Here is an 11766-nt window from a genome sequence, read left to right as displayed (position 1 = left end):
AAGATACAAGGCTGTATAAATGTACAGAAAGCCGACGCGAGCCCCCTGATTATGCCACAACGCAAGATCATCCATGTGGATTGTGACTGCTTCTACGCGGCCGTGGAGATGCGGGACGATCCCAGTCTCCGGGATTTGCCGCTGGCAGTGGGCGGTGATGGTGGTCGGGGCGTTGTAACCACCTGCAATTACAAGGCCCGCGCGTACGGTGTGCGTTCGGCGATGCCGGGTAGTGAGGCCCGTCGGCTGTGCCCGGGGCTGGTGACGGTGCCGACGGACATGGGTCGGTATCGGGCGGTGTCACAGCAGGTGATGGCCATCCTGCGGGAACTGACGGATCTGGTGGAACCTCTTTCCCTGGATGAGGCTTTTCTGGATGTCTCCGATGTGACCGAGCACAAGGGCAGTGCCACGCTCATGGCTCGCCATCTTCGGGAGCGGGTGCGCCGGGAAGTAGGCATCACCATCTCCGCCGGGGTTGCGCCCAACAAGTTTCTCGCCAAGATCGCCAGCGACTGGGAAAAGCCGGACGGGCTGTTTGTGATTCGCCCGGAGGAGGTTGAGGAGTTCCTACAGGGATTGCCGGTTGAAAAACTGTTTGGAGTAGGGCAGGTAACTGCTTCGAAACTGCATGCACTTGGAGTCAAGACATGCGGGGACATGCAGGCGCTTGGGGCCGACGTTCTGATTGAGCGCTTCGGCAAGCAGGGCTATCGTCTCCACGAGATGGTCCATGGACGGGATGACCGGGCTGTCGTGGTGTCGCGGATTGCCAAGTCGGTCAGCGTGGAAAGAACCTTTTCTCAGGACTTGCCGGACATGGCCGCCTGCCAGACCGTCATGGCCTCTCTGGTTGCGGATCTCAACCTTCGTCTGTCGCGCAAGGCCCGCCGGAAACCAATCCACAAGCTCTTTATCAAGATCCGCTACAGTGATTTTTCAACCCATACTCTGGAGCGGGTCCGGGAGCAGGTTAAAGAGCCCGCTCTGGACGATTATCTGCCGCTGCTGGCAGAACTGGTGACCAATCGGGAGCGACCGGTGCGCTTGCTGGGACTGGGTGTGCGTTTTCGTAACGATGATGCCCCTGTTACCCAGTTGCGCCTGTTTGATTAGTGTTTAGACAGGTCCTACAAATGCTGTAACGAAATCTGAATGCAGCCAGCCCATGGCCGCGTAGCCCATCAGTCCACCGATCAGGGCGCCGGCAGCGACGTCGCTGGGATAATGCAGGCCGAGGACTACACGCGATGCCGCCACACTCAGAGTGAAAGGAAGCACGATGAGCGCCAGCGCCGGTTCTGCCACTGTGAGCATAACCTGAAAGCAAGTAGCGTGCAGTGTGTGGCCAGAGGGGAAACTGTAGCGGTCCAGAGGTGGGGTGCCGCAGTTTATGGCCGGAAAAGATATAAAGGGGCGTTCCCGGATAAGCCAGCGCTTCAGTAACTTGTAGCTAAGGGTGCAGGTGAGGCCGGTCAGCGCCATAAGCAGTGCCAGCCCTGGCCCGGATTCCGGGCGGAGAAAGGGGATGACCAGAATCAGTGCGTACCAGAACCAGCCGTCGCCGAGTCGGCTGACCAGTCGGAAATAGCCCAGGGCCGGCCGGAAACGAACGGCGCGGTTAATAGACTGGCAGAAAGCGACTTCCCGCTGGTCTGCCAGTTCAAAGAAGCGAGACGCTTTGCTTGTTGACGACATGATATCCGGCCTTTGCGGTTTGGTTGAAAACCAGTTGTTCAAACTGTTCGATCTGCGAGTTCCAGCTCTGTTCCAGGGCGTCCAGCCTTGCCTGGGCCCTGATCCGGTTTAGCAGGGTTGGCTGATCAGCCAGCCGGAGGGCACTGTCGACGTACGCCTCGTCCTGATCCAGGGGTGCTTTCATGCCGTTTTCCTCGTGGCGTATGTGTTCGGCTGCTGCGGCGTCGTCAAAGCTGACGACTCCCAGGCCGCTGGCCATTGCCTCCAGTACCACGTTGCCGAAGGTGTCAGTCTTGCTGGGGAACAGGAACAGGTCGCCGGAGGCAAAATGCCGGGCCAGGTCGTCACCACGCCGGGTGCCGCAGAACACGTAGTCTGGGTGCCGTTCAGCCAGTTGTGGCCGAAGCGGGCCGTCGCCAACCAGAATGAACCTGGCCTGGGGGTGAAGGCCCCGGATCCGCTCGAAGCAGGCAACTGCCATGCGAAGGTTCTTCTCCGGTGCGAGCCGGCCGACGTACAGAATGGCTCGGTCGTTGGCTTGCAACCCCCAGGATTCGCGCAGTGTGCTGTCCCGCTTGTAGGGAGTAAATCGGTGACAGTCCACGCCCCGGCTCCAGAGCCCGGTTGCCGGAATGCCCATGGTCCGAATCGTCTGCTGCATTTTTCGGGTTGGTACCAGAGTGATGGCGGTGCGGTTGTGGAACCAGCGGCCGTAGAGGCACAGCAATCGTTCCAGCATGCCGACGCCGTAATACCGACTGTAGCTGTGAAAGTTAGTGTGAAAGCCGGAACTTGCCGGAATGCCCATCTGGCGTGCCGCTGATGCGGCGGCCATACCCAACGGACCCTGGGTAGCAACGTAGAGGGCATCGGGGCGGTCGGTGGCCAGGAACTTTTTCAGTTGGCTGGTGCGGGCCAGGCCAAAGCGAAGGTCTGCGTAGCCGGGTAGAGGCAATCCGGTCACCACATGTTCACGGGTGAACAGGGCCTCGCCAGCGCTGGCAACATGGCCATTGCGCTCATGTTGCTGTCGCGGACGTATAACCGTCACCCGGTGCCCACGCTGCATCAGCCCCTGGCAAAGATGCCTGAGCGTGTTTGCCACGCCATTGATTTCCGGCGGAAAAGTCTCCGAAACAATGGTAATGTGTTGTTGGCGCCGGTTGGCCTGCATGGTCTCGGTCACTGTTTTTCCTGTGCTTCCTTTGACATGCCTCTACTATGAAAAGCTGGCATGACAGTTATGCGACACTCCCGTTACATTCCCTTTACCCGTTAATCGCACCGAATCGGAGACGATATGCAAACGAGAAAGCTTGGCAAGACGGATCTCGACGTTACCCTGATCTGCCTGGGTACCATGACCTGGGGTGAACAAAACACCGAAACGGAAGCGTTTGAGCAGCTGGATTATGCGGTGAATCAGGGCATCAACTTTATTGATGCCGCCGAGATGTACCCGGTACCGCCACGGGCGGAAACCCAGGGGCTGACCGAAACCTATCTGGGGAACTGGCTGGCCAGGAGAGGCAAGCGTGACGACCTGGTGATCGCTTCCAAAGTGGCGGGGCCGGGTAATGGCCTGAAATACCTGCGCAATGGTCCGCGTCTGACCCGTGATCACATCATGGAAGCCTGCGACGCCAGCCTGAAACGCCTGCAAACCGACTACATTGATCTGTACCAGGTGCACTGGCCGGATCGCAGTACAAACTTTTTCGGCAAGCTCGGTTACGAGCACAACCCGGATGAGTCTTTCACGCCGATCGAGGAAACACTTGAGGCGCTGGATGAGCTGGTGCGTTCGGGTAAGGTAAGACATATCGGGCTGTCCAATGAAACACCCTGGGGCACCATGGAGTATCTTCGCCTGGCCGGTGAGAAGGGCTGGCCCAGGGTGGCCAGTATCCAGAATCCCTATAACCTCCTGAATCGCTCGTTCGAAGTGGGAATGGCGGAAATTGCCCACCGGGAGCAGGCCGGTTTGCTGGCCTATTCGCCACTGGCGTTCGGCATGTTGTCTGGTAAATATCTGGGAGGAAAGTGGCCGGAAAAAGCTCGAATGACGCTGTACGAGCGCTTCAGCCGCTACACCGGCAATCGTGGCATGGATGCCACCCAGGCCTATGTCGAGCTGGCCCGGGAGAACGGATTGACTCCGGTCCAGATGGCGCTGGCTTACGTGAACAGTCGCAGTTTCGTAACCAGCAATATCATCGGAGCAACGTCCATGGAGCAGTTGCGGGAAAACATAGGGTCCGCAAAGGTCACCCTGAGCCCCGCTTTACTGGAAGCGATAGAGGGCATTCACGAGGAATTCACCTATCCCTGCCCCTGACGCCCCTCGGTTTTTGGCTTGAGCCTCCGGTCACCAGGCGCTGGCCGGGGGTGCCGTTACACTCTGAAATATTGGGGATCATAAATTGACAAAAACAGACTGATCGCGTGACAAAAAGTCGGCGGCTTTGTGTGCAGATTCACATCTTTCCGTCCCTTAATCATTAGACTTAAGCCTAAGGTATCCGTAGACTCCCGCTTCGGAAAAAAGGTCTCAGGCAGTGTCATGATTATTCGCATCTTTGTCGCATTACTCGCTCTCAATCTCCTCGCATTCGTCGTCCGTGCCGAAGCATCCGGGCGCGTGTTCGAGCAAGTCGAGAGCACGACAACCAGCGAGCAGATCTTCGAGATGCAGGAGCGGGTTTCCGGCGATTTCGAAGACGATAGTTCCGAAGCATTTACCGAAATTGGCTCCCGCCTGCTGAGCCTTACGTTGACCCGTTCGAAGCATACCGGCAAACATTATGCGTCGGATCCGGCTCAGGCCGACCATGGCATTGCACTTCTGAACGAGGGCGCCTGCCTGAATCTGAAGTGGAACTTCTGAGTCTTTCCCCGCATTTGCTGAATCCCTCAAGACCTTCAAAGGTCAGAATCATGATCTGGCGCATTGTCTGTGTCCGATCCTCATGTGATCATCCCTCGTAGCATGCTGATTAGCCGATAAGGAGCTTGGTAATGGCGGGTGATAGAGGGCAGTTGTCAAACGACGTGAACGCCTGTGTTGATGAGGTGATTCGCCGGGTTGGCAAGGAAATCACACTTGGTTTGCCGCTTGGGCTTGGCAAACCGGTCCGTTTTGTCAATGCGTTGTACCAGCGGGCCAAGGACGATCCGGAAATCCGTCTGCACATTGTTACGGCACTGTCGCTTCTGGCGCCAAAGGGGGGCTCCTCGCTCGAGAAGCGTTTTATGGGGCCCTTTGTCGAGCGGCTGTATGGTCCAATTCCTGAATTGACCTACGCCCGGGATGTATCAGCCAATCGTCTCCCGACGAATGTCCAGGTCTCGGAATTCTTCTTCAAGGCCGGCAGTTACCTGAACAATCGTTCCCAGCAGCGGCATTACGTTTGTACCAACTACACCCATGCCGTTCGCGATCTCATGGCCGTGGGTGTCAATGTCGTCGCCCAGATGGTGGCGCCGGGTGAAGCCCATGGGCAGCCTGGGCAAGTCAGTCTGAGTTGCAATCCCGACCTGACTCTGGACCTGATTCCTTTGCTTCGGGAGCGGGAAGCTGCCGGCACACCGGTTGCGCTGGTGGCCGAGCTGAATCAGAACCTTCCCTGGTTCGGACACCATGCGGCGATTGAGGCAGACCGTTTTGATGTGTTGCTGGATCAGCCCTCCAGCGATTACCCGCTGTTTTCAGCCCCCCAGATGTCGGTCAGCCCAGAAGATCACATGATCGGGTTTTATGCCAGTACCTTGCTGAAGGACGGTGGCACACTTCAGGTCGGAATCGGCTCGCTGGGCGCTGCTCTGGTCCACAGCGCCATACTCCGGCACAGTCACAACGATGTCTGGCGGAAAGTGTTTGATCATTTGAACGTCGATCAGAACTTTCCTGTGGTCAGGGAAGATGGCGGCACCCGGCCCTTCGAGCAGGGGCTTTATGGCTGCAGTGAAATGATGGTCGATGGCTTTCTGTATCTGATGCAGGAAGGCATCCTTAGCCGCGAGGTCTATGATCACGCTGATCTGCAGACGCTGATTAACCGTGGTGATATCAGCGGGGAGGTTTCACTCGCTACCCTGGATGTCCTGCGTCGGGAAAAGCTGATCGATAGCCCGCTTCGGGCAAAGGATGTCCATTGGCTGGTTCGGCATGGGATTTTCAGAGAGTCTGTCGAGTTCAAGGGTGGCCGGCTGCGAGTTGGTGATCAGTCGGTGGAGGGCGATCTGGATAATCCGGATGCCCGGGAAGCCATCGAAGCCCTCGTTCTGGGAGAGAGGCTGAGTGGTGGTATTGCGATGCACGGTGGCTTTTACGTTGGCCCCGAGCAGTTCTATCAATACCTCAGAGAGCTGACCGACGAGCAGCGCGCGAAGATCTGCATGACCAGCGTGAATTTCATCAACCACCTGTACGATCACCCGTTTGGCGACCAGAAACTTAAAGCAGCGCAGCGGGTTCATGGCCGCTTTATCAATTCCGCAATGATGTACACCCTCAACGGCGCCGGGGTGTCGGATGGCCTCGAAGATGGCAGGGTGGTCAGTGGCGTAGGTGGGCAATACAACTTCGTTGCAATGGCCCATGAGCTGCCGGGCGCCCGTTCCATACTGTCTCTGCGCAGCACCCGTTCATCCCACGGCAAGGTGCTCTCCAATATTGTCTTTAATTATGGCCATTGCACCATTCCCCGCCACCTTCGGGATATTGTGATTACCGAATACGGAATTGCCGACCTGAGGGGTCAGTCAGACGAGCAGGTATTCCTCCGGCTTATCCGCGTTGCCGACTCCCGGTTCCAGCAGGAGCTTCTTAAAAAAGCCCAGAGGGCAGGCAAGGTGGATCCTGCATTCAGGCTCCCTGCCGACTGGTGTAACAACACCCCGCAAGCCATCCGTCGCGCCGTTGCTGCAGCGGGGGATGCCAGCCTGTTCCCGCCATTCCCGTTTGGCAGGGACTTTACCGATGAGGAACTGACGTTGGGGAAAGCCCTTAAGGGGCTCAAGGCCGCAACGGCTACTCGCCGTGGTAAACTGTCGACTCTGTTACAGGCCCTCCGGGCCCGGGATGACGAAGGCCAGTATGGGGCCCTGCTTGAGCGCATGGGTCTTAGCAACCCCGCAGGGTTGCGGGACAAGCTGGATCAGCGACTTGTTATTCATGGCCTGCAGCAGCTCGAATCACCACCGGATACAGGAAACTCGAAAACCTGATGACAGCTTCACAAGCAAGACCCGACGTTTTTACCGTTCACTACGTACTGAAAAACAAGATCGGCGAGCTGGTTGATACTTCCGAAGGCAGTGAGCCCCTGCACTTTGTCTACGGCAGCCCCGAGATTATTGAAGGGATTCAGCAGGCGGTTAAAGACCGCAATGTTGGGGATTGCCTTGAGGTAACGGTGCCGCCGCCCATGGCGTACGGGGAACACAAGCCGGAGCTGGTACGCAAGGTGCCGCGCTCACTGTTCGAAGGCATCGAGAACCTGCAGATTGGCATGAAGTTCCAGACCAACACCGGCGATGAGGCGCAGATCGTGCAGGTTGTCGGGATCGACGGCAATCTGGTGAAGGTGGATGCCAATCACCCGCTGGCGGGCTTTACCCTGTACTTTGATCTGGAGATCGTTGGCCGCCGTGAAGCGACGGAAGATGAGGTCGCCCAGGGGCGTCCTCTGTTCTGAGGCGCTCTGTTGCCGGCCTGTCGAAGTCACCACGGTATATCCGGGTCAGTCCTTCCAAAACGGTCTCTCTCAGGCTGGCGGCGAACTCTCCGCCCGAGAGCTTATCCGACGGGTGCACCGGTGCGTGGAAAACAACGTCGACCCGGGCAGATGGCTGCTTGAGCATCCGCAACAAATGATGGTGGAACTCATCGTCACCAATGAAGGGGGCCAGATGGTCCGGTCGCCCGTCCCTGCGATAGGCAATGGTGATTGGCTGTACCGGCGTTTTGCTCTCTGGAGCGGCCTTGGGCAACAGGCCGTGGAACGGCAATACTGTCAGACCTGCGCTAGTGGTTCCTTCCGGGTATATCAGAACATTCTCTCCGGCCCGCAGATTCTCAATGATCTGGTCCCGAACCCGGCGGGCCTGGCCGCCTCCGCGCCGAATGAAGAGCGTGCCGGCTTGCCGTGCCAGCCAGCCAATAACGGGCCACTGACCGACTTCCGCTTTCGACAGGAAGCGGATCGGCGCCAGGCTTCCCAGAATCGGAATATCCGACCAGCTGATGTGGTTGCTGACGAACAGAACCGTATCGCCTGAAGGTGAGCCGTGCTGATGTATGTCCAGCCCCAGGCATCGGCAGGCCCATCGGAAACAGAATCTCGCCCAGGGTGTCCGGTCGATAGCTCTGCAGGTAACAAGTTCGGTTAGCCGCAAACCGGCGGCCAGCATTGCAGTGGCCGCCAGAAAAGCCAAAAAGGCAGTGAGACGAACGCAGAGTCTCAGCCAGCTCATCTCCAAAACTCCCGGTTTCAGGACGCCGCACGCATGTAGTGCCGGCTGTAGCGGCCGGCCAGTTTGCTTACCTCCAGCACGACCAGCAGATCGGCACAGCGAAAATCCGGATCCCAGCATGGTTCACCGCAGACCCGGGCGCCAAGGCGCATGTAGGCGCGAATCAGGGCAGGAACTTCCACGGGGCGATCGGTGTCTCGGGTGTGGGTCAGGTGCGGCATTGCCCGCAGCGGTTTGACGAGAAAAGCCTGGTCGGCCAGATACTCGTTCTGGAGGTGGCGGGCGATGCGCCAGGCTTTCAGGCCTCCGTCAGACATGCCGATGCTCGCGCAGCCGATCATGTAGTCAACATCGCGTTCAACCAGGTATTCGGCCACTGCCGACCAGAGCAGGCTGATGGTAGCGCCGTTGCGGTAGTCCGGGTGAACACAGGTGCGGCCCAGTTCGGCGATGGTGCCGGGGAGTTTTTCCAGGGCGCTCAGATCGAACTCGCCCGCCGAGTAAAAGCCGCCAACGGCTGCCGTGTTGGCCTGATGCAGGATCCGCGTGGTCGCTACTAGTTCGCCAGAATCAAGGTCGGTCACTATAAGGTGATCACACACAGTATCGAACTCGTCGGCGTCGATGCCTGGCGTCTGTGCGCCCAGGTTGCTGCCGTACTCTTCTGAAAACACCCGGTAACGCAGTCGCTGGGCCACTTCTACCTGTTTCGGGCACCGGGTCATGTCGGTTTTCAGGCGACGGGCGCTGCGGCGGGCTTTCGCGGTTTGTGTGGTCATGGCGTCGTCTCTTTTGTTTCCATTTCCCGACAAGCCTATGAAGCCGGTATGACACATCGGTGACCACGAGGTGACGTGTCTGTGACACTGGGGAATGAATTGGCGCTTTCGGGACCTGTGTCACAGGGTGTAACGAAGCAGCGGTTCCATGTATATTTCTGAATAGCATGTATAATTGCTGTTACAGCAGGTTGCCTGTATTGTCAGGTACACAGAATGACCTGAAACCGGAATAACAAAACCAGAGATGGATGGCGTGGAACAGACAAACGAAAGTTGGCGAATTCTGATTGTCGAGGACGACGAGCGGTTGGCAGAGTTAACCCGCGAATATCTTGAAAGCAACGGGTTGACTGTCTCCCTGGAAACTCATGGCGGTCCCGCGGTAGAGCGGATCCGCAACGAGCAGCCGGATCTGGTGGTGCTGGATCTGATGTTACCGGGAGAAGACGGACTGTCCATCTGCCGTCGGGTGCGTCCTTTCTATTCCGGCCCGATCATCATGCTGACCGCCCGCACCGATGATCTGGACCAGGTTCTCGGTCTGGAAATGGGCGCGGACGACTACATCGGCAAGCCGGTCAAGCCCCGGGTATTGCTGGCACGCATACGCGCTATGCTGCGCCGGGTCACCGAGACCGGTCAGGGTGCGGGTGACGAAGCAAGCGGCGAAGAACCGGTGCGTCTCCAGTTCAATGATCTGGTTGTTGACCGCTCCATGCGTGAAGCCTGGCTGAATGATGAAAGCATCGATCTGACCAGTGCCGAATTTGATCTGCTCTGGTTACTGGCCAGTAATGCGGGTCGTGTTCTCAGCCGGGAAGAAATTTTCACTGCTTTGCGCGGCATTGAGTACGATGGTCAGGACCGTTCCATAGATGTTCGCGTGTCCCGGATTCGCCCTAAAATTGGAGATGACCCCATTCATCCGCGGCGCATCAAGACCGTTCGCAGCAAAGGCTATCTGTTCGTAAAGGAAGCCTGACGATTCAGTCTCTGGAGCCGGTGTGCCATTCGCCCGCACACCGGTGTTCCATGCCAGGGTTGGTATCATGCCCCTGAAGTTCTTCCTCAAGCTCTATGCCCGCCTTGCCGGCCTGACTGCGCTGGTTGTCCTGATATGTGTCCTGCTGTTCACCGGCATCAATACGGTGCGCTCTCAGTTCTGGCACGAACGTTTTCCTGAGCCCCTCATGCGTTGGCTGGCGGCCGCCCCTGCACCGGTTCAACAGTACCATTGGCTCACCTCGACGGTGGATCTCCGTATGGGCGCCCCCTCCCGGTTCAATCTGTCTGCGGTGGCCCTCGAACGACTTGGCTACGGCCAGGTGGTTGGTATCGAAAGTGACGTGGGGTACCGGGTTCTGGTAACCGGGCTTTCCGGAGAAGTTCTACAACTCCGTCTGAACGAGCCCTACCGGGATGTATCGGAAACCACTGGCCTGATCTTCCGCTGGCATCTTGATTCTGCGTCGGCGGATGATCGTCTCAATGTTGCCTCGCAGCTGGCCCGCTCTCTCAATGTTGAAGTCCATTCTCTGGACGATGCACGCCTTTTGCCGGACCCTGACGTTCTGGATCAGGTCGCCGAGCGTGGCCTTGCCTTTTACACCGACGAATCGGACGGTTGCGGTCGGGTGATCGTTCAGTTATCCGATGGCGAGCTGTACCGGATTGATATGCCGGCTGCGTTTAACGCCTGGGCCTGGCCGGTGGTTCTGCTGCTGGTGCTGGTGCTGGGCGGTGTGCTGGCGGTTGCGCTGTTCCTCGCGCTCCGGCAAGTCGACAGTAATCTCAGAACCGTTGAGTCGGTAGCGGTTCGAATCGCCCGTGGTGAAATGGGTGCCCGAGTCCAGACAGGCGAAGGAACGCTGGTTACCCGTCTGGCCTCGTCTTTTAACGGGATGGCCGAGCACATACAGCGCCTGGTGCAGGTGCAGCGGGAGATGATCCATGCCGTTTCCCACGAATTGCGTACCCCCGTGGCCCGTATCCGCTTTGGCGTCCAGATGATCGAGGACTGCCAGGATGAGGCCGCGCTTCAAAAGCAGCTGGACGGCATCGATGGCGATATCCAGGAACTGGACGAGCTGATTGATGAGATCCTGACCTATGCACGGCTGGAGCAGGGGGGGCCGGTATTCTCTCTCCAGGAAAACTCGGTAACCGACATTGTCCGCCAGGTGGTTTCTGAGCAACAGATGGTCCGGCCCGAGCTGAGTATCGAAGGCAACATTGATGAGGCCTCGGAACGTTGGGCGATGTCGGACATCGAGCCTCGCTACCTGCATCGGGCGATCCAGAATCTGGTGGGCAACGCCGGTCGCTATGCGTCTGGCAAGGTGCTGGTAAGCTGCCATTTCGATGAAGACAACTGTCGCGTTGACGTTGAAGACGATGGCCCCGGCATTCCCGAGGAAGACTGGGAGAAAGTGTTTACTGCGTTTGCCCGACTGGACGACAGTCGTACTCGAACTTCCGGCGGCTATGGCCTCGGTTTGTCCATTGTCCGCCGGATTCTTTACTGGCATGGGGGCCATGCTTTCGTCAGCAGGAGCGACACGCTTGGCGGCGCAAAATTCAGTCTGGTCTGGCCCAGAAAAAAGCCTGTGGACTCAATTGTGTGAGGCAGGGCTCATCGCCTCACCTGATGTAACAAAGCAGCTACACAAGCACTACTGAAGTTTTGGGCGGCCCGGTTAATAATCAGAAGCGTAAGGGATGACTTTTGAGGTTGTAGTTCTTACGAACTTTCCTTGTTTCATTCGTCATTTGAGGGCCGGTTTTCCGGCCCTTTTTTTATGCCCGTTCC

11 protein-coding genes are annotated in these 11766 nt (G+C 57.9%); 7 read left to right on the top strand and 4 right to left on the bottom strand.

Annotated elements, in window-relative coordinates; all coding sequences use genetic code 11:
- The first annotated feature begins 51 nt into the window (after positions 1 to 51).
- Entirely contained in the window at positions 52 to 1116 is a 1065-nt protein-coding gene (gene dinB / locus CFT65_RS16320; protein WP_088829112.1) for a DNA polymerase IV, read from the top strand.
- Positions 1117 to 1119: 3 nt separating this feature from the next.
- On the opposite strand, the gene CFT65_RS16315 is transcribed toward dinB, so the two are convergent.
- Entirely contained in the window at positions 1120 to 1698 is a 579-nt protein-coding gene (locus CFT65_RS16315) for a phosphatase PAP2 family protein (RefSeq protein ID WP_088829111.1), read from the bottom strand.
- Entirely contained in the window at positions 1664 to 2872 is a 1209-nt protein-coding gene (locus tag CFT65_RS16310) for a glycosyltransferase family 4 protein (RefSeq protein ID WP_088829592.1), read from the bottom strand. The genes CFT65_RS16315 and CFT65_RS16310 overlap by 35 nt, the downstream gene beginning before the upstream one ends.
- A gap of 126 nt (positions 2873 to 2998) precedes the next feature.
- Here CFT65_RS16310 and CFT65_RS16305 point away from each other — a divergent pair, with 126 nt between their 5' ends.
- From CFT65_RS16305 to CFT65_RS16290, 4 genes are all read left to right on the top strand, one after another.
- A complete protein-coding gene (locus CFT65_RS16305) occupies positions 2999 to 4036 on the top strand; it encodes an NADP(H)-dependent aldo-keto reductase (RefSeq protein WP_088829110.1) in 1038 nt (345 codons plus the stop codon).
- Between the two features lie 225 nt (positions 4037 to 4261).
- Positions 4262 to 4585: a hypothetical protein gene (locus tag CFT65_RS16300; RefSeq protein ID WP_088829109.1), complete on the top strand. Its 324-nt coding sequence runs from the start codon at positions 4262 to 4264 to the stop codon at positions 4583 to 4585.
- A gap of 131 nt (positions 4586 to 4716) precedes the next feature.
- Positions 4717 to 6927: an acetyl-CoA hydrolase/transferase C-terminal domain-containing protein gene (locus CFT65_RS16295; RefSeq protein ID WP_088829108.1), complete on the top strand. Its 2211-nt coding sequence runs from the start codon at positions 4717 to 4719 to the stop codon at positions 6925 to 6927.
- A complete protein-coding gene (locus CFT65_RS16290) occupies positions 6927 to 7397 on the top strand; it encodes an FKBP-type peptidyl-prolyl cis-trans isomerase (protein WP_088829107.1) in 471 nt (156 codons plus the stop codon). The genes CFT65_RS16295 and CFT65_RS16290 overlap by 1 nt, the downstream gene beginning before the upstream one ends.
- On the opposite strand, the gene CFT65_RS16285 is transcribed toward CFT65_RS16290, so the two are convergent.
- Together CFT65_RS16285 and CFT65_RS16280 are read right to left on the bottom strand one after the other, a co-directional pair.
- The gene (locus CFT65_RS16285) at positions 7315 to 8175 is read right to left on the bottom strand and encodes a lysophospholipid acyltransferase family protein (protein ID WP_088829106.1); all 861 of its coding nucleotides are present in this window, start codon (positions 8173 to 8175) and stop codon (positions 7315 to 7317) included. The genes CFT65_RS16290 and CFT65_RS16285 overlap by 83 nt on opposite strands.
- Positions 8176 to 8192: 17 nt before the next feature.
- On the bottom strand, positions 8193 to 8954 hold the full coding sequence (locus CFT65_RS16280) for a GNAT family N-acetyltransferase (protein WP_088829105.1): 762 nt from the start codon (positions 8952 to 8954) through the stop codon (positions 8193 to 8195).
- 247 nt (positions 8955 to 9201) lie between these two features.
- Between CFT65_RS16280 and CFT65_RS16275 the strand changes: the two genes are divergently transcribed.
- Together CFT65_RS16275 and CFT65_RS16270 are read left to right on the top strand one after the other, a co-directional pair.
- Positions 9202 to 9939 carry a response regulator gene (locus tag CFT65_RS16275; protein WP_088829104.1) on the top strand — a complete coding sequence of 246 codons (738 nt, stop codon included), beginning with the start codon at positions 9202 to 9204 and terminating at the stop codon, positions 9937 to 9939.
- 22 nt (positions 9940 to 9961) lie between these two features.
- Positions 9962 to 11581, top strand: coding sequence for an ATP-binding protein (locus CFT65_RS16270; protein ID WP_323807568.1), 1620 nt, complete (start codon positions 9962 to 9964; stop codon positions 11579 to 11581).
- Positions 11582 to 11766: the final 185 nt, after the last annotated feature.

The sequence above is a fragment of the Marinobacter sp. es.048 genome, assembly GCF_900188435.1.
GTDB lineage: Bacteria > Pseudomonadota > Gammaproteobacteria > Pseudomonadales > Oleiphilaceae > Marinobacter.
Note: the sequence above shows the minus strand (reverse complement) of the source record. Positions and strands in the feature narration are given on the sequence as shown.